Origin of the sequence: Runella sp. CRIBMP, from assembly GCF_009905605.1 — a bacterium.
Classification (GTDB): domain Bacteria; phylum Bacteroidota; class Bacteroidia; order Cytophagales; family Spirosomataceae; genus Runella.
In genome coordinates, this window is sequence record NZ_JAAAKZ010000002.1 from 1,088,829 (window position 1) to 1,114,036 (window position 25,208).

Consider the following 25,208-nt stretch of genomic DNA (forward strand, 5'->3'; position numbering starts at 1 on the left):
TCTCTAAAATATATTTAGCAATGTGAAGTCAATCAACATTTTAACCGCCAGCAGATGGGTTGCCCTTTTGCTGTTCTCACTGGTGCTGCGAGTATCAGTGGCGCAGGTGTATTATTTCCGGCACTATGATATTTTTTCGGGGTTGGGCCAATCGCAGGTTTCCGACATCGAGCAGGACCGCTTTGGGTACATTTGGCTTTCTACGCGCGGCGGCGGGCTTTCTCGCTTCGACGGGCTGCATTTTACCACCTACCGAAAAGAGGATAATCTGCCCGCAAACAATATTTTATCACTCGAAATTGACGCCAAAGGCCTGATGTACATCGGTACCCCCTTTGGTCTCTCTATCTACGACGGCCAAAATACCCGTCCCGTTTACTCCCCCAACCGCGAACCCTACACGGTTTCCTCCGTAATTGGTGACCAAAAAGGCAATGTTTACGCCATTTGTAATGCGAGTCAACTGGGGAAAATAGTCAACGATAGCCTCATTTTTTTGAAGAAAAGCGGCGCGGTTCGCCCCTCCTTTTACAGCGATATGTCGGGCACGCGCGATAAAAGATTGATGGTTTCGACCTACAGCGGAGAAATTTTTGAGGTAACTCCTAAAGGCCTTCAATCTCGGTATCATACGCCCGACGGCATGGTCTTGCGGTGTATTTTATTTGACTCTAAAGACAGCCTTTGGCTGGGAACCGAAAAGGGAGTTTTTCGAACTTCTGCCCATAACTCTGACATCAAAACCACTGATTTACAATTTATTAGCAAAGAACTCGCCCACGAAATGACCGAAACCTCCGACGGCTGTATCTGGATGGGGCTGACCACGGGAGCGATGCGTTACCAAAAAGGAGGCCTCCTAAAATTTGGCGTCCAAAATGGTTTTACAAACTTCATGGTCAAAGGAATGTTGGAAGACCGCGAAGGAAATATTTGGTTTACCACCGACGGCGACGGCGTCTATAAATTCACCAACCCTGCCTTCACGGGTTTGAATGCTACGTCAGGTTTAAGCAGCAATACCATCTCCTGTTTTGCCCTTGCCCCCGACGGAAAATTATGGATTAGCTATTTCGATCATGGAATGGATATTTGGGACACCAAAACCAGCAAAATTCTGCCGCTCCCCAAGCCGCTTCTGGGCAAGCGAGTCAATTGCCTATCCGTTGATAATGAAGGAAATACCTGGGTTGGACTGGCGGGGGCGGGGGTTTATAAAATTTCAAAAACAGCCATAGAATATATCCCCCTTGATACATACTTATCTTCGCACGGAGTCACGCTTTTTATGGAAGTAGGAAAGGGGAAGGAGATGTGGATTAGCACTTCTAACGGGTTAATTTTGCACGATGGAACCCAACTCCACCACTATACTTCTAAGCAGGGATTAAAAGGTCGATTTGTACGTAGAACGCTACAACTCAATGATAATGAACTGATTGCTTCTGGCCCGGGGGGATTGAATATCCTAAAAAACGGTACTGTCTACGATTTTATGTACGACCGTGCCCTTGCTTCTTTTCCCGCCTTGAGCATGGCCAAACGCCACGATGGTCTGCTAGCCTTGGGAAGCTTTGAGGACGGTATTGCGGTGTTTGACCCAAAAACGCGCAAAAAGGAGTATTATACCGTAAAAAACGGGCTTTGTTCCAACCTGATTTACAATACCATTTTTGACAAGCAAGGCCGGTTATGGGTCGGCACCGAGCGCGGCATTGATTTAATCACGATTGATAAAAGCCTGAAAATCAGCAATATCAGACATTACAACGAAACTGACGGCTTTACCGCCCGCGAAACCAACGCCAATACGGCATTTGTAGCCCCCAACGGGGAATTATGGATTGGAACCATCAAAGGGCTCTTCAGGCACCGAGAGAGGAACGTTAAATCTCGCCCAGAAGCATTGAAAGTCCATTTTACGGATGTCAGAATTCCTTTTGACACAACAGACCTTGCCCGCTACGCCCAAGGCCAAAGCAAGTGGAACCAAGTCTACGAGGGCTTATCATTACCAAACACCAAAAATCAACTAAGAATCAGCTTTATAGCCATTAATCACACCCGTCCAGACCACGTAAGGTACCAGTACCAATTGGCAGGAGCGGATGAAGGCTGGCTCGGCCCAACCGACCAAACGGCCGTTGTATATTCCCATCTCACGCCGGGCTGCTATCACTTCAAAGTACGCGCTTCCTACGGCGACAATCATTGGGGAGATATTTCGACCTATACTTTTGAAATTATTCCACCTTTTTATCAACGTTGGTGGTTTATATTACTCATTGCCACCACTTTAGTATCACTCGGGATTTTATCGCAAAAGCTTTATATTCAATACCGTACACGGCGGGTATTGGCGTATGAAAAGCTAAAACAGGAAGCCGAGGCCGCCGTAAGGGTACAAATAGCTCAGGATTTTCACGACGAATTGGGCAATCGTTTGGCTGCCATTCGAATGCAGTCCAACGTGCTCAAACTTCGCTACAATGGGCACGAAAGTGAGGAAAAGCGCATTGTGGGAGAAATTGAAAAAAACGTTGTTAAGCTCTTCCGAGACACCAAAGATTTCATCTGGTCGATTGACCCCGAAAGTAACCAAATCAACGAATTATCCCTGTATATCAAGGATTTAGGCGAAAATTTATTACAAGATACCCCCATTCATTTTCATACCGACATTCGTTTTCCTAACGAGTACGAAAACGTGCATCTGCCACCGGGCCGAAGCATTCAGGTGATTATGATTTTCAAAGAAGCCTTAACCAACTGCGTCAAGCATGCTCAATGTCAAAACATCATTTTTCGGGCAACCATCGAAAATCAAATGATGTCTTTTGCCCTGATTGACGATGGCACGGGAATCGTATTCCCCACCGAAGGCTATCATAAAGGACTGAATAACATGCGCTTACGCGCCGAACGAATCCATTGTCATTTATCCATTACGCCTACCCCTCCCAAAGGAACAATCGTTTTGCTGAGAGGGAGCATTCCAACCAAAACAGCCTCCCCCAAAAGTAGTTAGCTTTTTGGGTAAACCCATAAACGTATAATGATTAACGTTACAAAAATCACCGTTATTGAAGACAACGAAGCCGTCAAAGATGGCTTGGCACTCATCATTGGAAGTCAGCAACGTTTTCACGTCGTGAACACGTACACGAACTGCATCGATGCCCTCAAAAACTTAAAAAAAGACGCTCCCGACCTCGTATTGATTGACCTTGAGCTTCCGGGGATGCACGGCATTGAAGGCATAAAACGCATTTTGCGCGAACGCCCCCACACCACGATACTGGTCATCAGCGTACACGAAGATGGCAAATTGGTCTTTGAAGCGCTTTGTGCGGGTGCTTCGGGGTATCTAACTAAAGATACCGACCACATCCGTTTGCTGAATGCCATTGATGAGGTATTGAGCGGTGGTGCGCCCATGAGCTCAAAGATTGCATCGCTGGTGGTAAAGTCATTTCAACGCAACCTCAATACTCCTCTTTCCGACCGAGAAACAGACGTTTTGACCCTTCTTTCTAGGGGAAAAACGTATCATTCGATTGCCGACGAACTGTTTATTAGTGTCGAGACCGTTAAGACGCACATTCGGAATATTTACCAAAAACTACACGTAACCAACAAGACCGAAGCCCTCAAAAAGGCGGTAAAAGACAAACTTATCTAACCTACCTATTTTTGGGGGATAACCACTATCCCGTCTGACGGTTTTGAACTGGGACGCACAGTCCGTCAGGCGGGTGGGCTCCGCCAAAATCAGCTGATAAACAATACATTGGCGCAAAAACCCCTATTTTGGGGTGATGCGCCGCATTGATAAATAGCTTTACTTCATGGCTTCAAATAACCCTTACAAAGCCATGAAAATGAAATACTTAGTACTTTGCCTCGCTACTCTTTTTGTGTGCTTCAGCAGCCGAGCCATCGAGCAAAAAGAACAGGAGCAAATCCATGGGCTGCACTTGGCCAACGGTCGCCAATCCACACGGATTCCGTTTGAATTACACTCTAATCTCATCATTGTGCCCGTGCGCATCAATAAATCAGATACCCTCCGATTTGTGCTTGATACGGGCGTGGGCTCAACGATTTTGACCGATGCTTCCGTTGCGCAAAAACTGGGCATGAAATCGGTACGCAAAATGAAAATCGAAGGCATGGGCGACGGCAAATCCATTGCAGCCGATGTCACCGTGGGCAACACGCTCAAAATGGGCAAAATGCAGGGGTTCAAACATAACATCGTGGTAATGGACAGCGAAATATTGCGGCTATCGGAGGTGGTAGGAACGCCCATTCACGGCATTTTTGGGTACGAAATATTCAGCAAATTTGTGGTCACGATTGATTTTCATCGACAAGAACTCACGCTCACCACGCCTACCAAATACAAATATACGGCCAAACAAGGCGACCGATTCCCGATTGTAATTGAAAAAACCAAACCCTATCTGGACGCCGTAACGGTCGTGTCCAATGACCGCGAATTACCGATTCGGGTGGTGTTGGATACGGGTGCGGGGCACGCTTTAATGCTCAATACTTCGGTCAATAATATTCAATTGCCCCAAAAAGTGGTAAAATCGCAGCTAGGCGTTGGCTTGGCGGGGGTTATCAACGGCCACATCGGTCGGATTCCCAAGGTGCGTATCGGGCAGTTTGAACTAACGGATGTATTGACCACTTTTCCAGACAGCTCAGCATTTGGCATGAAACTCACCGACCAGTCTCCTTACCGCGACGGAAACCTAGGTGGAGAATTGTTAAGTCGCTTCAAGGTGACGTTTAATTATGAAGCAGGATACATTGTGCTGAAACCCAACAAAAAACGCTTCAAAGAGCGCTTTGAACACGACATGAGCGGTATGGATGTACGAGCCAAAGGAAAAGGCTTTCGGCAATTTTTTGTTGAAAACGTAATCCAAGGCTCACCCGCCTTTCAGGCAGGGCTTCAAGAAGGAGACGAAGTGCTTCTGATCAACAGCCAATCGGTCGAAACCATGGGGCTACCTGATATTTACCGAATGTTTCAACGCCGCGAAGGCAAAGAAATGCACGTGGTGGTACGTCGCAACGGGCGGCTGGTATCGGCCAATTTTGCCTTGAAGCGGATTATTTAAACCTCAAATATCCATTCCCACAGAAGTAAATCGCCTTTATTTCTGTGGGTTTCTATTTATCTTTAGGCCCCTAAGCCAAAAGATAAATTCATGAAACGAATTCACACGATTGATGTTACCCGCGGTATTGTTATGATTATCATGGCATTAGATCACGTCAGGGATTTGATGCACACTACCGCGTTAACCCAAGACCCTACCAATTTACAAACCACTACCGCTGCCCTGTTTATGACCCGCTGGGTAACGCATCTTTGCGCGCCCAGTTTCGTTTTTTTGTCGGGAGTCTCGGCGTACTTAACTTTTAAAAGCCAACACAATCCCGCGCAAACCAAACGCTTCCTGCTGACCAGAGGACTCTGGCTGATGTTGTTGGAAATCACAGTCATCAATTTTGCTTTTTGGTTCGATATTCATTTCCGTACCATTATTCTACAAGTTATTTTTGCCATCGGGTTGGGTTTTGTGACGTTATCCTTTTTGTTAAAAGTACCCGTGAGGGTATTAGGTATTATCGGGTGGAGCATTGTCTTGTTGCATGGCCTGACCACCCTAATTCCTGTTCCTCAAAATCCAGGACTAGCCGTGGGCTGGTCATTTTTGTTTGTCACCAATGTATTTACGCTTTCTCCAAACTTCACATTGGGCACACTATACCCTTTCATTCCTTGGCTTGGCATCATGCTAGCGGGGTTTGGCTTTGGTAGCGTGTTTGAAAAAGCCGAGCCCATTCGCAGAAACATACTTTGGCGCTCTGCTTTGTTGGCAATAAGTCTGTTTGTGATGATTCGGCTCCTCAATTTTTACGGCAACCCTACGCAATGGGCAGCGCAAAAATCAAGTCTTTTTACTTTTCTGTCGTTTATAAATGTATCCAAATACCCGCCTTCCCTGCTTTATACGTTGGTTATGCTCGGACTCATGTTTGGATTGTTAGCGCTGGGCGATATTCAACCCAATGCTTTCACCAAGGTAATGGCTACTTATGGAAAAGTTCCGATGTTTTATTACTTGGTTCACTGGTATTTGATACACAGCGTCATGTTTGGGATGCTGTTTTTGCAGGGGTTCCGCTGGGAAGATATCCCCATTGGAACGTTTAGCTTTGGACGACCGCCCAACTCTGGCATCGAGTTAGGCGCAGTTTATGGTGTATGGATAGCCGTGGTTTTATTTTTGTATCCATTGTGTCGTTGGTACGCAAACTACAAAGCCACGCACCGAAACCTAAAATGGCTGTCTTATTTATAAACACAAAACCCCTTCGGCTTTTTAGGTCTGAAGGGGTTGAGCATAGCAACGTACAATACTCTTACTTTTTCAGTTTTTCGTATACCAACTGAATAATACCGTCTTTCAATCCTAAGTCGGGTACCAGAATCCTATCTGCACCCGCCCATTTCATGACTGACGTATAAATATCCGCCGCTGGAATGATAACGTCGGCACGGTCGGCATTGAGTCGTAATTTATTGACGCGTTCTTCCTGACTAAAGGAGGCGATGTAGTCACGCATTCGTTTTAGTTCCGACAAAGAAGTCGAGTTGTCGGCAGTTTTGGAGACCAAGTTAAAAAGCTTGGAAATATTACCACCCGTTCCGACGGCCACGATGGGTTCGAGCGAATCTACATTATCCTCAATCCATTGTTCCATTTTCCCCCAAGCGCCTTTGCTTTCTTTGCCTTCCAACAAACGCACGGAGCCAATTTTAAACGATTTGGTGGCAATTTTTTGCCGGTTAAAATAAATATTCAGTTCTGTGCTACCGCCACCTACGTCGATGTGAAGGTACTGACCATCTTCCAGAGCTTGTACGACTACATTGTTGATGAGCTGCGCTTCACGGGTGCCGTCAATGATGTGAATCTGAATGCCCGTGCTTGCCGCAATCCGCTCTACGATGTCCTCGCCATTGGCAGATTCACGCATGGCCGAAGTGGCACAGGCCATATACCCCTCGACTTCGTGCAGTTCCAGCAACAGTTTGTAGCACTGCATCAGTTTGACCGTACGAGCTTCGCTCTCGGGGGTGATGCTGCCGAAATTAAAAACGTCATGTCCAAGACGTAGTGGAAAACGGACGTATTCCACTTTTTTGAAACTGGTATAACCACCATCGTGCAGAACGGATGAAATCTGTAGGCGCGCTGCGTTGGAGCCAATATCAATTGCCGCGATTTTCAATGAATTTTTGTCATTTAGTTTGTGCAAATGTAAAACCTAGCGGCGTACCTTTTAATAACCTAATTCGTTAATTTTTGAAATTTCTCATAATCCTCCTTAGTTTTGTCTGCATTATATAGAAGATTAAAAACCAGAAACCGGCAAAGTTGTAGTAACATTGTCAAGATTTTCAACAAAAATCATCACAAATACCCCCTATTTTATCCCATCTTAGAATGAAGATACTTGGAATTTCCGCATTTTACCACGATTCAGCTGCCGCTCTGATTGACAATGGCGAAATTGTCGCCGCCGCCCAGGAAGAGCGTTTTACCCGTAAAAAACACGATCCAAACTTCCCTTCCAATGCCATCAACTATTGTTTAGAGTACGGCGGAACAACACTTAATGAACTGGATGCCATCGTTTTTTATGACAAGCCTTTACTCAAGTTCGAACGTTTGCTGGAAACCTATTATACCTTTGCTCCCAAGGGTATCAAGTCGTTTATCACCGCCATTCCGGTGTGGATTAAAGAAAAAATGTTTCTCAAACGACTCATTAATGAAGAATTAGAGAAAATAGGATACGACAAAAAGAACCCCGTTAAACTTCTTTTTCCCGAACACCACTTATCGCACGCCGCCAGCGCATTCTATCCTTCTCCTTACGAAAAAGCAGCGATTCTGACCATCGATGGCGTGGGTGAATGGGCCACCGCTTCAATTTGCTCGGGCGAAGGGAACAAAATTTCTATACTGAAAGAACTCCGTTTTCCTCACTCATTGGGGCTTTTATATTCAGCATTTACGTATTTTCTAGGCTTTAAGGTCAATTCTGGAGAATATAAACTCATGGGACTTGCTCCCTACGGTAACCCTTCCTCCCCCGAGGTTGACAAGTACGTTGAAACCATCAAAAAAGACCTCGTGGTCATTAAAGAAGACGGCTCTATCTGGTTGGACCAAAACTATTTTGATTACGCCACGGGCCTCAAAATGGTGCGCGAAGCCGACTGGGAACGCCTCTTCGGGATGAAAACCCGCAAGCCAGAAGACCCATTAGAAGCCCATCACTGCAACCTCGGATTGGCCATTCAGCGCGTTACTGAAGAAGTAGTGGTAAAAATGGCGCAGGAAGCCAAACGTCTCACGGGAGCAGACTATTTATGTTTGGCCGGTGGGGTGGCGCTCAATTGCGTTTCCAACGGAAAGCTTCAAAAATCAGGGGTGTTCAAGGAGGTATTCATCCAACCCGCCGCTGGTGACGCGGGCGGAGCATTGGGAGCGGCCTTGACTGCCTACTACATTTATTTCGACCAAAAACGCACCATCAACTACACGCAGGATGCCATGAGCGGTTCTTATTTAGGGCCAACATTCTCGGATTTGGACGTGGAGTTGGTCTCCAAAAAATACAAAGCCGCGTTCAAAAAATTTGACAACTTCGACGAGTTGACCAAGGAAGTATCCCAAATTTTGGCCGACGGCAACGTGGTAGGTTGGGTACAGGGGCGGATGGAGTTCGGCCCCCGGGCGTTGGGAGCACGCAGTATTTTGGGCGACCCCCGCAACGCAGAAATGCAGAAAAAACTCAACGTCAAAATCAAATATCGCGAGTCCTTCCGTCCGTTTGCACCTTCGGTATTGGCCGAAAAAGTGGGTGAATATTTTGATTTTGACGGGATATCACCGTATATGCTGTTGGTTCACCCGGTCAAAGAGTCGCGCCGCAAAAAACTGCCCGCCGAGTTTGATTCGTTTGATTTGCGCGACAAGCTCTATTATTTGCGTTCAGACTTACCGTCCATTACGCACATCGACTTTTCGGCCCGTATTCAGACGGTACACAAGCAGACCAATCCGCGTTATTATCAATTGATTCAGGATTTTGAAAAATTGACCGGTTATGGCGTGATTGTCAATACCAGCTTTAACGTACGCGGCGAACCCATCGTAAGTACCCCCAACGATGCCTATCGCTGCTTTATGCGCACCGAAATGGATTATTTGGTCGTAGGAAATTATCTGTTTGACAAACGTCAACAACCCGAATGGCAGGATACCGATAACTGGAAAGAGGAGTTTGTACTGGATTAAATTTCGGTCCATTTACCCACAAATACCAATGATTCAGGGACTTATTCCTACATTTTTTATATGATTTCAAAACTCATCACCTCACTCATCCGCCTTGCTGTTTTGAGTATTCCAGCGTTTCTTTTGTTTTTTCCAGACAAAATAAACATCAAGTTTGATTACCCTTACGCGGGCCTTATGGATAATTTTTATATCCGATTGGCCAAAGCAATGGTGCTATTTTTTGTACTAATAGAACTGTTGCGGATGTTTTATTACGGAATTATCAAGAACCCCAAGGGCAATAAAATTGTAGCCAACATCGCTACGCTTGGGATTATGGTGGTGTGGTTGGCGGGTTTATTAGAAATCGCGTTTATGTTTGTTTCCCAAAGTCACGAAGGAGATTTGAGCAAGGCTTCGCAGATTTGGTTTGCCAAGTACTGGAAACCGATTACGGCCGAAGGCTACCGCGATTTTCCGAAAACGGGCGTTGAGAAAAAGAAAAAAGTATTGGTTTTGGGCGATTCTTTCGCGGCAGGACACGGTTTAGACAAAACGGAAGAGCGTTTTTCGGATCAATTGGAGCAAAAACTGGGCGCTGATAAGTACGCAGTGTACAATTTGGGGGTGTCGGGTTCTGATACACGCGATGAATTTCAGCGTTTACAGAAATTTCCCGTCAAGCCCGATGTGTTGGTGTTAGAATATTTCCCCAACGACATCGAAAGAGCCGCCCGCGACGCCAAACTGACCTTGGCCGAGTTTAAGCCTTACGACGATATCAAGCTCCCGGGCGTAGGGTCGTTGGTGATGCGCTTTTATCTGCCCAATTACATTTATTGGCAATTCCCGCACATGCCCCCCGCGTCGATTACGGACTTTGTTCAGAAATCATACACCGACACCACGATTCTGAATCCTCACTTGCGTGATTTACAGAAAATCGTGGACTACGCCCGTGCGCACAAAGCGCCGATGTACGTGGTGATGGTTCCGTTTTTACAAAATGTGGAGAAAAGCAATGGCTATACCAAACCCATTGAAGATTTCTTTACCAATCAGCAAATTCCAGTCGTTCGCCTGAGTGAACACCTGGGACCGATTCCACCCAAAGAGCGGATTGTAGGCAAGAATGATGGTCATGCCAGCGCCAAAGTAAATGCAGTCATTGCCGAAAAGCTATTTGAACAAATGAAGGTTTCCATAAAATAAATCCCACAAATGTTCACTTTGTCTTAATGCGAAAATGTGTAAATTTGTGCTTAATTACATTCTATAACTGTTATAAACCATTCGTTTTGGTTGCTTTTTAAACCGAATACGTATATAAATAACTACAAACTTACCGAAGATGGATTTCTTAAAAGACTTATTTGCTTTCCTGAGTGAGCGGAAGAAGTGGTGGTTAGCTCCAATGATTATTCTTTTATTGCTTATCGGCGTCATCATCGTCATTGGCGGAGGCTCAGCCGTAGCACCGTTTATTTATACATTATTTTAAGTATTAAGGAGTCAGGAGCGAGAATTGAGCAGTTTACGAACTGTAATTCCCGCTTCTGACTCCTCACCCCTCACCCCTCAAAAAATGTCTGAAGCTGAAAAAAGTAAAGCCCAGTTAGTAATCGTTACCGGGCTGGTTATCTTTTCGTTTATTTTCAAATCTGCCGCTCTTTATTTGTTATATGCCGCTGGAATCGTGGGAGCTTTGAGTATTTTCGTTCCAGTTGTTGGCGATTTTATCGTCAAAATTTGGTTCAAAATAGCCGAAGGTCTGGGTTGGTTTAACTCCCGCGTCATCCTTTCGATTATGTTTTATGTGTTTTTGTGGCCCATCGCCATGCTGTATCGCCTTTCTACCAAGAACCCAATGGGCATCAAACGCCCAACTGGCAACAGCGTATATGTGGAGCGTAACCATACGTATGTCAAAAAAGACATGGAGAATATTTGGTAGAAAAGAGATAGTCATTATCTCTTTTCCAAAAGCCACCAGATAGGCCGACGACGTTTCTGGATTTGAAAATTGGCGGTCAGATACACCCGAATGTGCTCAATGGCTTCGTCGATGTCGTCGGTAACTTTGAGTAAATCTAGGTCTTTGGGCGAGATAGTGCCTTGGTCAGCCATCTTTTGTAACATCGAAATCATCGGTGTGTAGTATTCTTTGCCAATGACAACCATCGGGAAGTTATGAATCACCCCCGTTTGAATGAGTGTAAGTGTTTCAAACAGTTCGTCCATGGTGCCTACCCCACCCGGCATAATTACAAAGGCATAAGAGTACTTGACTAAGAGCACTTTACGAATAAAAAAATACTTTATTTTTACCCACTTTTCCATATATGGGTTTTCTTTTTGTTCAAAAGGAAGCTGTATATTGCACCCCACCGAACGTCCACCACTTTCAAATGCCCCTCGGTTGGCCGCCTCCATGATACCTGGGCCACCACCCGTCATGATTGTCAGTCCCAATTCCTGCGAAATCCGCCTCCCCAATACACGGGCCTGCTCATAATAAATACTTCCTTCTTTGAATCGTGCCGAGCCAAACACCGTTACACACGGCCCCACAAAATGTAACGCTCGAATTCCCTTAAAAAACTCCCACACTACCTCCAACAAAAACACAAACTCAGAACGTCGGCTCTTGGGGCCTTCTAAAAAATAATATCCTTTGCGTTGGTCAATAAAAGGGCTTTGGGGTTGCTTATCAGTCATTGTCGGTAGTGTTTACAGAATAGTTTAGTAATTTTACGGTTGAATATGATGAAGTAAGTATGATTCAAATACAATCTTTTGTTTTCTCCCCTTTTGAAGAGAATACCTACGTGCTTTATGACGAAACCAATGAGGCCGTCATTATTGACCCGGGCTGTCTGATGCAATCAGAAAAAGAAACGTTAGCGCGTTTTATCGAACAAAAAGGCCTAAAAATAACGATGCTCCTCCAAACACACGCGCATTTAGACCATGTATTTGGCAGTGCGTATGTAAAGCGCAAATATGGCGTAAAAATGTACATGCACAAAAACGAGCTTCCAATTTTGGCATCTGTTGAAAGTCGTTGCAATATATGGGGAATCCGAGGCTACGAACCCGTCGAAGCCAATGCTTTTTTGGACGAAGGAGATGTGGTAAAATTCGGCCATTCAACCCTTGACATTCTGTTTGTGCCTGGCCACGCGCCCGGGCATTTGGCGTTTGTCAACCACGACCAACGTTTCATCATTGGGGGCGATGTTTTGTTTAAAGGAAGTGTTGGGCGTACTGATTTTCCACTCTGCGACCCTGCGGCACTCTTGCGAAGCATCAAAACAAAATTTATGACCTTGGATGATGATTATCAGGTATTTGCGGGACATATGGAGCCTACCACCATCGGTCGCGAGCGCCGTTCAAATCCCTTTATTAACTGATTTTTCGGGCCTATTTATTTTGCAAATTCCTATTTCATCACGGCTACCCATACCATCACTATGCGTCTTTTTACCATTCCAAACCTAATGACCTGCGGCAACCTTCTCTGTGGGTGTGTGGGGATTGTGTTTAGTTTTCGCGGAGATTTATTGCTTTCGGGGTATTTGATTCTGTTTGCGGGCATACTTGACTTTTTGGATGGTTTTGTGGCACGGCTGCTGAATCAATCCTCTCCTATCGGCAAAGAACTTGATTCATTGGCCGATATGGTTACGTTTGGTGTGCTGCCTTCCATGATTATCTTTCAGTTATTGGAACGTACCACCACCTCCATTGACATCGGAGCCATGATGCTTTCGTTTAGTGCATTTATTTTGGCGGTATTTTCGGGTTTACGTTTGGCAAAATTCAACATTGATACCCGCCAATCGGATTCATTTATTGGGGTGCCAACGCCCGCCAATGCTATTTTGGTAGCGTCGTTACCGTTTATTCTGCGCAATCACCCCGAATACGAATCGTGGATTATCAATCAATCCGTTTTGGTAGGTTATACCCTCTTAATGTCGTATTTATTAATCTGTGAACTGCCCCTTTTGGCGTTCAAATTCAAGACATTTGGCTGGAAAGACAATCAAATCAAATATATTTTTATCCTTTTGGCGGTGATTTTACTGTTTTTGCTGAAATTTGCAGCCGTTCCTCTGATAGTAGCGTTGTATATCCTGCTATCGGTCATAGCCCCCAAACCCCCAAAGGTGGCTTAACAATAAAAAAAACTCCTCCATCGGGGATGGGGGGCCTTAATTCAATTCTATGAAATTCATCGCTGAAATCAACGTCATGCCGCAAAAAGAGATTTTGGACCCTCAAGGCAAAGCCGTCAAATTGGGTCTTCACAATTTGGGTATTGACGACGTGTCAGACGTACGCATTGGCAAACACATCACCATGGCCCTCGATGCCGACTCAGAAGCGGATGCGCAGCAACGCGTCGAAACTGCCTGCAGCAAATTATTGGCCAATATGATTATGGAAGATTATACATACACGCTGAAAGAAGGCTAAAAGGGACTGTCTGTTAAGGGGTTAAGTACTCCTGTCGTTTTTTAACTCTTAACCGAAATACCTTTAACTTCCCACAAAAATGCCTTATTCCAAAATTACAGGTTTAGGTTATTACGTCCCTGAAAAGGTAGTAACCAACGATGATTTGACCCAATTGATGGATACTTCCGACCAATGGATTCAGGAACGCACCGGAATCCGTGAGCGGAGGTATTTTACCTACGGCAAAGAAACCAATTCGAGCATGGCCACCGCCGCCTCGCGGCAGGCCCTCGAACGGGCAGGCTTGCAACCAACCGACGTAGAGATGATTGTCTACGCCACTATTACGCCCGACTATTTTTTTCCGGGTTCGGCATTTTTGATGCAGCGAGAATTGGATTTAATCGGAATCCCCGTCATTGACATTCGGGAGCAATGTTCGGGCTTCGTCTATGCCCTATCAATTGCTGACCAATTCATCAAAACGGGCATGTACAAAACTATCTTGGTGGTAGGGGCTGAAATCCAATCCACTTGGACCGACAAAAGCACTAAAGGCCGTAACGTAGCCGTTATTTTTGGCGATGGTGCGGGAGCGGCGGTTTTACAGGCCACCGAAGACCCCACGCACCGCATTCTTTCCACTCACCTCCATGCCGACGGGCGTTTTGCCGAAGACCTCTACGTCAAAGACCCCGGCAGTAGCCGGCCTACCCGCTCTGCTACCAAAGAGATGATTGACGAAGGTGGTTTTGAAGTAGTTATGAACGGCAATGCGGTGTTTAAACACGCCGTAGTTCGCTTTGCCGAAGCCATCAGAGAAGCATTGGATGCCAACGGCTACCAACCCGAAGATATTTCGCTATTGGTGCCCCATCAGGCCAATATTCGCATCAGTGAATACGTGCGCGACCAAATGAAACTGCGGGAAGACCAAGTCATCAGCAACATTCATAAATACGGCAACACCACCGCCGCCTCTATTCCCATTGCACTCACCGAAGCCTGGGAAGAAGGCCGCGTAAAAGACGGTGACCTTATTTGCCTTGCCGCTTTCGGTAGCGGTTTTACGTGGGCATCCGCATTGATAAAGTGGTAGTAAACCGTCGGTCGGTCCATACGAGCCGACCGACGGTTATAAATTCTTCTGGATTAAGTGGTACTACCAAACGCGAAGTCCTTGACAGTTTGAAAGGTTTTCACCAACTTGTCGTGACTTAACGTCTTGTACCATGAAAGCATATCATATCCGCCTGCTCCAATACGAATATTGGGCCAATTCTCGCATTATCGAAGCGCTTGAAAAACTTGACAAACCTCCCGAAAGAGCGGTCCTGCTCACGAGTCATATCCTTAACGCCCAAATGGTGTGGTTTACCCGAATTGCCAACGACCATTTGGTGGTAGGGATTTGGGATTTATTGCCAGTTTCGTGGCTCAAAGAAACAGCCGACCTCAGTTATCACAAATGGGACAGCTACGTTAGAGACCTCGATGAAGCTGAATTTGGCAAAATTATTAAGTATCAAAACACCAAAGGAGAATACTTCGAAACACCCCTCGGCGAGATTCTAACGCATTTGAGCCATCACGCTGCCTACCACCGAGGCCAGATTATCGACGCCCTAAAACCCGTACTCAGCCCACTACCCACAACAGATTATATTTTGTGGTTGAGGGAGTGAAATTATTTTCAAAAACAGTTGCAAAGTATTGGACTGCCAACCCACCGACATATATAGGATATAGTAGATGAGTGTTTTCGAGGCCGATAAACCTTAATTTTACTGGTCTTTGCCCAAGTTCACTTTTATTTTTTCCTTGCCTAAAAGGGGGAGTTTGTAATTAACCGTTATCTTGGTATTAGAAAAAAAGCCACCTCTTTTACGCTGATTCAAATCAATACTACAATCATATTACGTAATTAATATAATGCCAACCCTTAACCGCCGCGACGTACTCAAAACCCTTGGTCTGACCGCCGGGGCCGCCGCCCTGACCCCAACCGCCCAAGCCACCGAGATTAGGGAAATCACTTTTCCCGAAAACCCTGATTATCTTCCACTTGCTCAGCCCATTACGGCCATTGTGTTGGGGGCAGGAAATCGCGGCAATGTGTATGGACGCTACGCCGTGGCTTACCCCGGCGACGTAAAAATGGTAGGCGTGGCCGAGCCAAATGAATTTCGGAATGAGCGCTTTGCCAAAACGCACGGTATTGAATCCGCGCATCGCTTCAAAACGTGGGAGGATGTGTTTAAAGTACCCAAATTTGCCGATGCCGTCATCATTTCTACGCCCGACACCCTCCACTACGGACCTGCGATGAAAGCGTTGGAAATGGGCTATAATGTATTGCTTGAAAAGCCCATTTCACCCTCCATGCAGGAGTGTCTGGATATTCTGGCGGCGACAAAGAAATCAAAAAGCATTATTGCGGTCTGTCACGTATTGCGCTATACGGCATATTTTCGTAAGTTGAAAGAACTTTGCGCTTCGGGCACTTTGGGCGAAATGATCAGTATCAACCACTTAGAAGGCATTGAGCACGTTCACATGGCGCACTCATACGTGCGGGGCAATTGGCACGAATCCGAAAAGACAAATCCAATTATCTTAGCAAAATCAAGTCATGATCTAGATATTATGCGTTGGATTGCCAACACGCCCGCCAAAACCGTGTCGGCCTATGGAAATCTTAAATGGTTTAAACTCGAAAACGCACCCGTTGGTAGCACCGAGCGCTGTGTGGAAGGCTGCAAAGTGGAGCGAGAATGTCCATTTTCGGCCATTAAAGTCTATTACGAACAGAAAAAACGTATCCACGTACTTGACGTTCCCGAAGACCCAGCCCTACAAGGTCCCGCCATTTTGGAACGGCTCAAAACCTCCAACTACGGCCGTTGTGTTTATCGGATGAACAACGACCAACCCGACCATTACACCAGTATTTTTCAGTTTGGCAACGGCATTTTAGCTACTTTCGGACTAGAAGCCTTTACGGCTTGGGAAGCTCGTAAGACCCGTGTAATGTTTAGCATGGGAGAAATTGAGGGCGATAATGATTTAATCAAAGTAACCGATTTTCGTACCAAAGAAGTCACCATCTGGAAAGCCAGCGCCCAGAAGGAATTCAACAATTCCGGTCATGGTGGCGGCGACCACGGGCTGATGCAAAATTTTGTGCAGGCTGTAGCGCAGAATAATCGTGCCTTATTGACCTCAACCATAGACGCCTCCATTGAAAGTCACGTCATGGGTTTTATGGCCGAAGCTAGTCGCAAAAGCGGCAAGTCGATGGACATAAAGCTGGGCTAATTCCGTAACAATAGGCGTCTGACGGTTCAGAACCGTCAGACGCCTATTGTTATAAACTCAGCATATCTTTAAATCGAATGGCCTGACGACGTGATATTTCGATTTTTTCGCCGCTTCCGCGCAATGTCACCAACAATCCACCCGAAAACCAAGGTTCGATTTTGTCAATCCACTGCAAATTTATGATGTGTTTACGGTTGGCCCTGAAAAAAGAAATCGGATCCAAACGTTCTTCAAGGGCATTCAATGACTTGAGAACAAGCGGCTTTTGATCGTCAAAATGCAGTCGAACATAATTGCCCATGGATTCAAAAAGACGAACTTTTCCAAGTTTGACAAACCAACATTTTTCACCGTCTTTGATGAAAACTTGGTCATTTTCACCCAACATTTTGCGCTCCGAAATTGAATCATGGTCGTGTTTACGGTCCAATTCTTCAAACACCCGATGAACAGCTTCGCTTAGTCTAGGCAGGTCAATGGGTTTGAGGATGTAATCTAGCGCATTGTATTCGAAGGCTTTGAGGGCGTATTCGTCGTAAGCAGTGGTAAAAATAACTTCTGGGATGGTGTCATCTTCCAGCGCTTCCAAGAGTTCAAAACCGTTTTTGCCTGGCATCTGAATATCCAAAAACAATAGGTCAGGACGGAGTTCATTCACCATTTTGATGGCCTCATCGGCATTGGCCGCTTCACCAACGACTTCAATTTTGGGGAAATTTTCGAGCAAGCGGCGTAGCTCATTGCGGGCGAGCCTTTCATCGTCAATAATAAGGGCTTTCATTAGCTGATGTTTAGGGTGATTTAGATGTTAGGTGATGTTATGTTTTATGATTGGCTTTTTGCAATGGGTTTAGCTGCGGTATTCCGAAAGACGCCTTCGGTCTGAGTGGGCAAAATAACTTCCGCCCTAACGACATCTTCCGACTCCTGAAATATTCTGAACCTTGCTGACTCGTCCCCGTAAATTAATTGCAGACGACGCTCGGTATTGGCCAACCCAAACCCGCTGGCCTCTTTGTGTTTTTCCAAATCGTTGTCTTTTTTAACCAACGTGCCCGTATTACGAATGTGAATATGCACATAATTACCCTCCAAAAAAGAGGTCACCTGCACAAATCCGCCACTGACCGCTTTCTGAACTCCGTGCTTGATGGCGTTTTCGACCAGCGTCTGGAGCATCATCGGCGGCACTTGTAGATAGAGGGTTTTGGGGTCGATGTGAAAATCCGCCATTAGCCGGTCTTCATAACGAACCTTTTCAAGGGCTAAATAATCTTCGACGGTTTTTAATTCTTCGCGTAATTCAACCGTTTTTCGGCGGTCGGCCAATAGCGAATTACGTAAAATATTGGATAATTGAGTAACACTTTGCTGCGCTTTTGAAGGGTCTTCCGACACCAACGCCCGAATAGAATTGAGCGCATTGAACACAAAATGGGGATTTAATTGCGAACGCAGGATTTTGGCCTCCGTTTCTTTTACCGACGTTTTGAGCAGAATTTTCTCAATTTCGGTATCTCTCATGCTTTCTACATAATGATAAATGGTGTAGCTCAACACCCACATAAACATGCTCTTGCTCCATGAAAGCCAAAGCGAAAAAAATATATAAGGCTGACTTCTAACTACTTCCTTAAAAGTATGAATATCTATCGGGAAGTTCATGAGCGTCATAATGAGGCCCAGAAGTAACCCAGACAGTATCACTCGTGGGACCAACTTATACAAGGGTTGCGCAACCCAATTACGTTCACGAACCACCAAACGATAAAAATGGGTGAGTAAAATGCAGACCAAAATACTGGCAATTGCAAAGTAGAACATCTCCCACGTAAATTCGTCTTCGAGGCTATAAACCCAAAGTTCATAAAACATGAGCGCCGTCCAACTGCCTACTTGGCAAGCCCAATATATTCTTTTTTTCGACATTCGAGCAAATTAGCTAATTTTGTACTGGATATTCAATTATATACTCACTGATGCAAGTTATTAAAAAATCCATCGAAGGGCTGTTGGAAATTATACCAACGGTTTATAAAGATGAAAGAGGGTCTTTTTTCGAGAATTACAATCGTCAGCTCTTCGAAGCCAATGGCCTGCCCACCCATTTTGTTCAAGACAATCAATCATTTTCTAAAAAGGGAGTTGTTCGCGGTTTACATTTTCAACGTGCCCCTCATGCACAGGGAAAATTGGTACGGGTGATTGTAGGGCGGGTACTGGATATCGCCGTCGACATTCGCCCCGATTCGCCGACTTTCGGGCAATACGAAGCCGTCGAATTGGATGGAGAACGAAATAATATGTTTTACATTCCCGAAGGTTTTGCCCACGGGTTTGCCGCGCTGGAAGACTCCATTTTTAGTTATAAATGCACCAATCTTTATCATAAAGTTTCGGAAGGTGGCATCCTCTGGAATGATGCAGAACTCAACATTGATTGGCAGGTTTCTGACCCAATTGTATCCGAAAAAGATGTGCTTTTACCTTCCTTTAAAGCCCTTTTTGAGCAGATGCATCCATAGCAATTTATGTACCAATATGACTATCTTATCCCAATAAATTCACCTATTTTATATCCCATTCAGATATTATATGCCATAACAAACCAATTATCAAGGTATTAGGATTTATTTTTTTTACCCTTCTACTTTGGCACAATTCGTGACCATTGAAACGATTAAAAGCTTGTTTACCCTTGTCACGAATTGAAAAATCTCATGCCTTTTTCATTCTTAAAACGAAAACGAACTGTTGCAGGATTTGCCCCCTCCTCTCCCTTTACGGTAGACGTTCACGCGCATATTTTACCCGGGTTAGACAACGGGCCAGAAAGCATCGAAGAGAGCATTTTGCTCCTCCAAGAAATGGCAGCCAATGGAGTTCGTAAAATAATTGCTACCCCACATATCATGGGGGACTATTATCGCAATACCCCCGCAATAATCGAGTCTTGCCTTGCCCGCATTCGTTCGGAAGTTCAGCGCAAACGCATTTCCATTGAGCTGGAAGCCGCCGCCGAATACTACCTCGATATATCACTTATCTCATTGCTTGAAAACAATCAAACCTTACTCACTATTGCAGATAACTATCTACTCTTAGAAACTAATATTGTAGGAATGCCTTCATTTTTGGGCGATGCCATCCGATTGGCCCGCCAACGAAACCTCGTCGTTGTGCTGGCACATCCCGAGCGGTATCATTATCTACAACAAAATTTCAATCTCGTAATGGATTTGCACCGGCAAGGCGTTTTGTTTCAGGTAAATCTGGGCTCTTGGGCGAGCAGTCATCAAGGCACCCGTATGTTGGCCGAGCGTTTGGTTATTGAAGGTTTAGTTTCTTTTGTGGGCAGTAATGCACATAATCTCCGCGAGTGGAATCAGGCACACGAGGCCCTTCGCAGCGTTACCTTCGCTAAGTTAGTTGAAAAGGGATTGCTTAATCAGCATCTGCTTTAGCATTTTTGCACCAAAGCAATTGAACGATTGTTGTACCTTTAGCAAAATTTCAAGAAGTCATGCTCAAAGGAACCAAAGTTTACAGTATTCTCAACAACAAATGTCCCCGGTGTCATCAAGGGTCATTTTTTGTCCACAACAATCCTTTCAATTTAAAGAAATTTGATAAGATGAACCCCCAATGCGAAGTATGCGGCGAATCGTTTGAGCGAGAGCCCGGCTTCTATTTTGGCGGCATGTACGGTAGCTACGCGCTTTATACGGCGTTGATTGCCGTGGTATTTGTGAGTTGCGTGGTGCTTCTAGGAATCAATATTTTTTACGTATTGGCCATTCTTATTCCCATCCTTATTATTTCCCAACCCGTCTTTTTTCGTTGGGGCAGGCTGTTATGGATCAATGTCTTTGTGAGCTACGACCCAGAAGCCGCCAAAGGTGAAAAGAAAATTACGCCGAAATGGTAAGCTCTGAAAGTTTATAAGGTAAAAACTCATCCACATTGTGGCCGTACTTGTGCAGCTCGCGAATAATCGTCGAGCTGATAGGAGCCAAATGCGGCGAAGTAATCAAAAACACCGTTTCTACGTCGCTGTACACGTGGCGGTTTACCTGAGAGATACTGTTTTCGTACTCAAAATCGGTCGTATTTCGTAATCCTCTCAACAAAAACCGCGCACCCAACTGACGCGCCATGTTGGCCGTGAGGTCGTCGTAAGTGACGGTCTGGATTTGTGGGTATTTCTCAAAGGTCTCCTCAATCATTCGTTGCATTACCTCCACCGGAAAATAACGCTTTTTGGCCGTGTTGTGCCCAATTCCGACGATGATTTCGTCAAAAAGATGTAAACCTCTCAGGACGATGTCTTCGTGGCCTTTGGTAAAAGGGTCAAACGAGCCGGGAAAAAGAGCAATGCGTTTCATGCGTAGAATGCGTTAGCGGTTTCAGGAAGCGAAGGGAATCGTGTATAGGCTATAATACCGGTGCTCGGGCACATCTTCAAAGGCCTCGCCCAACAACAAAGTTTCGGGGGTTTTGCCAAACGAAAGATGCGGTAAAAATTTCTGAAGCAGTTGATAATCTTCAGAATAAGGGGTTGTTTCACCATAAAAACGGCACTTCACCTCGGCGGGTTTGAGTTGGAGTGAGTCCAGCACAAACATGATAAAATACGCCATGTCGGCCGCGGCTTTGTAGGCAAATTTATTGCACATCAGGAGCGAATCGTTCTTGACAATCACCAACGTCACGAAGTCATCTTCAAAGTGCAGATTCATCAAAACCGCTTCTTTATCCAGCACCGAAAGCGCCAACGCGCCTTCAATCAGGGCATTGGTTTGGTGAATAAAAGCGGGCAATTGCAACGTATACGTATTCAGCACCCACTCCCAAAGCTCTTTATTGACCGTAAACACGTTTCGGGCTTCGATGCGCTTTACTTCGCGGTGCAAAATCTGATCGGTTTCAAACAAGTCCCCCTGCACCAAACTCAGGTAGCTATTGACGTATTCTTTGCGAAAATAAGCTTCTGGCACCAACGTAAAATACGGCGTATTGAAAGAAACCGTCACACTTTTCCAAAGATTACTACCCCAAAATGGGTGCAGCGCCGACAGTTTTGCCAGCCAATTCGCCCATTTTTTTTCGCTCGGCAGCCCACCTATCAAATAGTCTTCCAGATACAACACACGCTTTTTTTTGCTATCTAGCACCAAAAAGCGCAATCGTTCGGCCCCCAACTCCATCAGCAATTCATACTCCGCGCATTTTGTGGGGTCGAAGCGTTCGTCTTTTATCTCCAATAGAGGAGCTATTACGTTTTGTGTATCAACCATCCCTCTTTCTATAATCCAGTGTTAATTGTAAAAAGTTAATCGTTTTGAGAATTAACCGGCTAATTCACGAATTCTTCGCTAAATGTATCAATTGTTTTGGAAATCGGCCAATTCCGCAGATTCATCGTTCAGATAGCCCTTCAATTGATAAATATCCGACAGGCTTTCGCAATGCCTAAACAGCGTATGAACTTCGTGGGCGGGGTAAGCTTTGATCTCTTCGATACTCATCCAGCGCATTTCTTGAATAATCTGATTATCGGTGGTCATTTCGGGGTCGGTGCCCAGATGCAGGTCGCCACCTTTTCGTTTGACCTCAAAAAATAATTCTAGGGCATGGAGAGGTGGCTGCATAAACTCGTTGACAAACAGTAAGTCCCCGATTTCGATAAAGAGACCCGTCTCTTCTTCAAACTCACGTTTGAGGGCCTCATGCGTTGATTCTCCAAACTGAATTCCCCCACCGGGAGGACACCAAAAAACGTCGGTATCACCAATGCCGCGATGGCTCAGCATCAAAATTTTATTGTTTTCAATGCAAATCCCGCATACTCTCAGCCGCAATCGATTGCCATACAACCGGGCTACTTCTTGTCTTGCTTTTTCCAATGGACAGATATTGGTTAACGTTATAAGTCAATCGGCAATAATTGACAGCACCCTGAAAATCAAGCTACTGTCTGTTGACGACCAACCTTGAACTTTTTCAAGACTACAAAGATAGTGATTATGCGTAAGGATTGCCCGAAATGTAGCTCTCTAGCGATTCAATGCGTACTTTTTGGTCTTTAATAATACTAGTTACCACGTCGTTGATGGAGATGATACCGATGAGTTCACCCTCGTCGACCACGGGCAAGTGACGGATGTGTTTTTCCGACATGATGACCATGGCTTCTTCCAGTTTTTGCTCTGAAGTTACGGTAATGAGCTTGGAGGTCATTACTTCTTTAATCAACGTTTGATTGGACGCCCGCCCTTGCAGAATCCCTTTGCGGGCATAGTCACGCTCCGAGAAAATCCCCGCCAAACGTCCCTCTTCCAAAACCAACACCGCTCCGATATTTTTTTCGGCCATTTGTTTTAGCGCATCCAGCACGGTAGTTTCCGGCGTAACCGAATAGATAGCATTGCGGGACTTATCGCGTAATACGTTCTTAATTTTCATGTTTAATTGCTTTAATTTTGAAGAGTTAGGTGAAAAAGGTGATGAAAATACAATTTAATCCAAAAAAATGAAAACTTTCGACAAGGAATAATTTAACAGGGTTGTGAAATTTGTGTTACTGCCGTAGTTTTGGATACATGAAAGAAACACCACCTCCAACCGTCTCGGATTTACTACTGAAGAGCTTTCCGCATGAGCCTACCGCAGGTCAACAGCATTTTTTTATAAAAATAGCCGAATTTCTGGAAGATGATAACCTGCGCGACTGTTTTTTGTTGAAAGGCTACGCTGGAACGGGAAAAACCACCCTCATCAGTACCGTCATCAAAGTGGTCAGTAAGTTTGGCTTCAAAACCGTGCTTTTGGCCCCTACGGGCCGCGCCGCCAAGGTGATGAGCAACTATTCCAAGAAAAAATCATTTACGATTCACAAAAAAATATACCGTCAGGTGGCCGATGCCTACACGGGCTCGCTGCATTTTGAGCGTCAGGCCAACAAACACCGCGACACGCTTTTTATCGTGGACGAAGCCTCGATGATTTCGGACGAGGCCGAATTTGGCTCACGCGGGTTACTGTACGACTTGATTGAGTACGTTTTTGAGGGCATCGGCAACAAGCTCCTCATCGTGGGCGACGTGGCCCAGCTACCGCCCATCAACAAAGACCTCAGCCCCGCGCTCGACAAGGCGCTCCTCGAAAGCACCTACTACATGAGCGTGTACGAGCAAGAGCTGACGGAGGTGACGCGTCAAGGTCAAAACTCGGGGATTTTGCAAAATGCCACCCGCCTCCGCGACGCACTGCCGCTTGAAAAACTTTCCATTCAACTCCGCACGCGTGGCCTGCGCGATTTTTATAAAATGCCCGGCGACCGCCTCGAAGATGGCCTCCGCTATGCCTACGACAAACACGGCCGCGAAAACGTGACCATCATTACGCGCTCCAACCGCGAGGCCGTCCAGCTCAATGAGTTTGTGCGCCGCCAAATCAACGGCTCCGAAGAAGAAATTGAAGCCGGCGATTTGCTGATGATTGTCCGGAACAATTATACCGTGCTCAACGAAGAGTCGCCGGCGGGCTTTTTGGCCAACGGCGATTTTGTGGAAGTAAAGCGCATCCGCAAAGAGGAAGAAATGCACGGCTTTCGATTTGCCACCGTTGAGCTTCAATTGCTGGATTATGAAGAGCAGCCGCCGTTTGAAGCCAAGATTTTTCTGGACACGCTCCACTCCCCCGCCCCGTCGCTGAGTCAGGATGAGAACAAGCGTTTATACGAGGCCGTTTTGCAGGATTATATCTACCTAAAATCCAAAAAAGCCCGCACCGAAGCCATCCGGCAAGATGTATACCTGAACGCATTGCAGGTCAAATTTGCCTACGCCCTCACCTGCCACAAATCGCAGGGTGGGCAGTGGAAATCGGTGTTTGTGAACCAAGGGTATCTGCCCGAAGAGCAGGTAAATCGGGAGTTTGTGCGGTGGCTCTACACCGCCATGACCCGCGCCACCGACGAGGTATTTATGATGAATTTTCACGCGCAGTTTTTTGAGTGATGGAAAGAGTCAAAAGTGA

26 protein-coding genes are annotated in these 25,208 nt (G+C 45.6%); 18 read left to right on the forward strand and 8 right to left on the reverse strand.

Translation table 11 applies throughout. From position 1 onward, the window contains the following. Window positions 1-22: 22 nt before the first annotated feature. The 4 genes from GVN20_RS30005 (at window position 23) to GVN20_RS09690 (ending at window position 6,386) form a co-directional block, all read left to right on the forward strand. Window positions 23-3,028, forward strand: coding sequence for a two-component regulator propeller domain-containing protein (locus GVN20_RS30005; RefSeq protein WP_166558103.1), 3,006 nt, complete (start codon window positions 23-25; stop codon window positions 3,026-3,028). Between the two features lie 27 nt (window positions 3,029-3,055). Further along, window positions 3,056-3,682: a response regulator transcription factor gene (locus GVN20_RS09680; protein ID WP_114460781.1), complete on the forward strand. Its 627-nt coding sequence runs from the start codon at window positions 3,056-3,058 to the stop codon at window positions 3,680-3,682. A gap of 166 nt (window positions 3,683-3,848) precedes the next feature. Next, on the forward strand, window positions 3,849-5,135 hold the full coding sequence (locus GVN20_RS09685) for an aspartyl protease family protein (RefSeq protein WP_229599012.1): 1,287 nt from the start codon (window positions 3,849-3,851) through the stop codon (window positions 5,133-5,135). Window positions 5,136-5,225: 90 nt separating this feature from the next. After that, window positions 5,226-6,386: a DUF1624 domain-containing protein gene (locus GVN20_RS09690; RefSeq protein WP_166558104.1), complete on the forward strand. Its 1,161-nt coding sequence runs from the start codon at window positions 5,226-5,228 to the stop codon at window positions 6,384-6,386. 61 nt (window positions 6,387-6,447) lie between these two features. Here GVN20_RS09690 and GVN20_RS09695 read toward each other — a convergent pair whose 3' ends face one another. Next, a complete protein-coding gene (locus tag GVN20_RS09695) occupies window positions 6,448-7,320 on the reverse strand; it encodes a Ppx/GppA phosphatase family protein (protein ID WP_166558105.1) in 873 nt (290 codons plus the stop codon). A 215-nt stretch (window positions 7,321-7,535) separates the two neighbouring features. On the opposite strand from GVN20_RS09695, the gene GVN20_RS09700 reads away from it, so the two are divergent. The 4 genes from GVN20_RS09700 to GVN20_RS09715 all read left to right on the forward strand — a co-directional run bounded on the left by GVN20_RS09700 (window position 7,536) and on the right by GVN20_RS09715 (window position 11,334). Continuing rightward, window positions 7,536-9,398, forward strand: a complete 1,863-nt coding sequence (locus GVN20_RS09700) for a carbamoyltransferase (protein WP_114066235.1) — start codon at window positions 7,536-7,538, stop codon at window positions 9,396-9,398. Between the two features lie 60 nt (window positions 9,399-9,458). Continuing rightward, window positions 9,459-10,592 carry a GDSL-type esterase/lipase family protein gene (locus tag GVN20_RS09705; RefSeq protein ID WP_166558106.1) on the forward strand — a complete coding sequence of 378 codons (1,134 nt, stop codon included), beginning with the start codon at window positions 9,459-9,461 and terminating at the stop codon, window positions 10,590-10,592. A 139-nt stretch (window positions 10,593-10,731) separates the two neighbouring features. Continuing rightward, window positions 10,732-10,881, forward strand: a complete 150-nt coding sequence (locus tag GVN20_RS09710) for a DUF5989 family protein (RefSeq protein WP_166558107.1) — start codon at window positions 10,732-10,734, stop codon at window positions 10,879-10,881. 84 nt (window positions 10,882-10,965) lie between these two features. Further along, entirely contained in the window at window positions 10,966-11,334 is a 369-nt protein-coding gene (locus GVN20_RS09715) for an SxtJ family membrane protein (protein ID WP_166558108.1), read from the forward strand. A gap of 14 nt (window positions 11,335-11,348) precedes the next feature. Here GVN20_RS09715 and GVN20_RS09720 read toward each other — a convergent pair whose 3' ends face one another. Further along, window positions 11,349-12,098, reverse strand: coding sequence for a TIGR00730 family Rossman fold protein (locus GVN20_RS09720; protein WP_166558109.1), 750 nt, complete (start codon window positions 12,096-12,098; stop codon window positions 11,349-11,351). Window positions 12,099-12,157: 59 nt separating this feature from the next. Between GVN20_RS09720 and GVN20_RS09725 the strand changes: the two genes are divergently transcribed. From GVN20_RS09725 to GVN20_RS09750, 6 genes are all read left to right on the forward strand, one after another. Next, window positions 12,158-12,796, forward strand: coding sequence for an MBL fold metallo-hydrolase (locus GVN20_RS09725; RefSeq protein ID WP_166558110.1), 639 nt, complete (start codon window positions 12,158-12,160; stop codon window positions 12,794-12,796). 60 nt (window positions 12,797-12,856) lie between these two features. Further along, window positions 12,857-13,564: a CDP-diacylglycerol--serine O-phosphatidyltransferase gene (gene pssA / locus GVN20_RS09730; protein ID WP_166558111.1), complete on the forward strand. Its 708-nt coding sequence runs from the start codon at window positions 12,857-12,859 to the stop codon at window positions 13,562-13,564. A gap of 49 nt (window positions 13,565-13,613) precedes the next feature. Beyond that, window positions 13,614-13,865, forward strand: coding sequence for a phosphoribosylformylglycinamidine synthase subunit PurS (purS, locus tag GVN20_RS09735; protein ID WP_114066241.1), 252 nt, complete (start codon window positions 13,614-13,616; stop codon window positions 13,863-13,865). Between the two features lie 79 nt (window positions 13,866-13,944). After that, on the forward strand, window positions 13,945-14,946 hold the full coding sequence (locus GVN20_RS09740) for a 3-oxoacyl-ACP synthase III family protein (protein ID WP_166558112.1): 1,002 nt from the start codon (window positions 13,945-13,947) through the stop codon (window positions 14,944-14,946). 133 nt (window positions 14,947-15,079) lie between these two features. Continuing rightward, complete coding sequence (locus tag GVN20_RS09745) at window positions 15,080-15,532, forward strand: DinB family protein (RefSeq protein WP_166558113.1); 453 nt, start codon at window positions 15,080-15,082, stop codon at window positions 15,530-15,532. Window positions 15,533-15,779: 247 nt separating this feature from the next. Continuing rightward, entirely contained in the window at window positions 15,780-17,165 is a 1,386-nt protein-coding gene (locus tag GVN20_RS09750; protein ID WP_166558114.1) for a Gfo/Idh/MocA family oxidoreductase, read from the forward strand. A gap of 49 nt (window positions 17,166-17,214) precedes the next feature. Here the strand turns inward: GVN20_RS09750 and GVN20_RS09755 are convergent, their stop codons facing one another. Together GVN20_RS09755 and GVN20_RS09760 are read right to left on the reverse strand one after the other, a co-directional pair. Further along, a complete protein-coding gene (locus tag GVN20_RS09755) occupies window positions 17,215-17,949 on the reverse strand; it encodes a LytTR family DNA-binding domain-containing protein (protein WP_166558115.1) in 735 nt (244 codons plus the stop codon). A 44-nt stretch (window positions 17,950-17,993) separates the two neighbouring features. Beyond that, a complete protein-coding gene (locus GVN20_RS09760) occupies window positions 17,994-19,097 on the reverse strand; it encodes a sensor histidine kinase (RefSeq protein WP_166558116.1) in 1,104 nt (367 codons plus the stop codon). Window positions 19,098-19,147: 50 nt separating this feature from the next. On the opposite strand from GVN20_RS09760, the gene rfbC reads away from it, so the two are divergent. From rfbC to GVN20_RS09775, 3 genes are all read left to right on the forward strand, one after another. Further along, the gene (gene rfbC / locus GVN20_RS09765) at window positions 19,148-19,693 is read left to right on the forward strand and encodes a dTDP-4-dehydrorhamnose 3,5-epimerase (RefSeq protein ID WP_166558117.1); all 546 of its coding nucleotides are present in this window, start codon (window positions 19,148-19,150) and stop codon (window positions 19,691-19,693) included. A 195-nt stretch (window positions 19,694-19,888) separates the two neighbouring features. Continuing rightward, entirely contained in the window at window positions 19,889-20,632 is a 744-nt protein-coding gene (locus tag GVN20_RS09770; RefSeq protein ID WP_166558118.1) for a tyrosine-protein phosphatase, read from the forward strand. 59 nt (window positions 20,633-20,691) lie between these two features. Next, window positions 20,692-21,096 (forward strand): DUF983 domain-containing protein, encoded by a 405-nt coding sequence (locus tag GVN20_RS09775; RefSeq protein WP_166558119.1) that lies wholly within the window; start codon window positions 20,692-20,694, stop codon window positions 21,094-21,096. Here the strand turns inward: GVN20_RS09775 and coaD are convergent. The 4 genes from coaD to GVN20_RS09795 all read right to left on the reverse strand — a co-directional run bounded on the left by coaD (window position 21,080) and on the right by GVN20_RS09795 (window position 23,633). Further along, window positions 21,080-21,553: a pantetheine-phosphate adenylyltransferase gene (coaD, locus tag GVN20_RS09780; protein WP_114066250.1), complete on the reverse strand. Its 474-nt coding sequence runs from the start codon at window positions 21,551-21,553 to the stop codon at window positions 21,080-21,082. The two genes, GVN20_RS09775 and coaD, sit on opposite strands and share 17 nt — an antisense overlap. A gap of 21 nt (window positions 21,554-21,574) precedes the next feature. Beyond that, the gene (locus tag GVN20_RS09785; protein ID WP_166558120.1) at window positions 21,575-22,465 is read right to left on the reverse strand and encodes a DUF3822 family protein; all 891 of its coding nucleotides are present in this window, start codon (window positions 22,463-22,465) and stop codon (window positions 21,575-21,577) included. Window positions 22,466-22,552: 87 nt separating this feature from the next. Beyond that, a complete protein-coding gene (locus GVN20_RS09790) occupies window positions 22,553-23,074 on the reverse strand; it encodes an NUDIX domain-containing protein (protein WP_166558121.1) in 522 nt (173 codons plus the stop codon). A gap of 118 nt (window positions 23,075-23,192) precedes the next feature. Continuing rightward, complete coding sequence (locus GVN20_RS09795) at window positions 23,193-23,633, reverse strand: CBS domain-containing protein (RefSeq protein WP_114460799.1); 441 nt, start codon at window positions 23,631-23,633, stop codon at window positions 23,193-23,195. 137 nt (window positions 23,634-23,770) lie between these two features. Between GVN20_RS09795 and GVN20_RS09800 the strand changes: the two genes are divergently transcribed. Then, window positions 23,771-25,189, forward strand: coding sequence for an ATP-dependent RecD-like DNA helicase (locus GVN20_RS09800; RefSeq protein ID WP_166558122.1), 1,419 nt, complete (start codon window positions 23,771-23,773; stop codon window positions 25,187-25,189). Window positions 25,190-25,208: the final 19 nt, after the last annotated feature.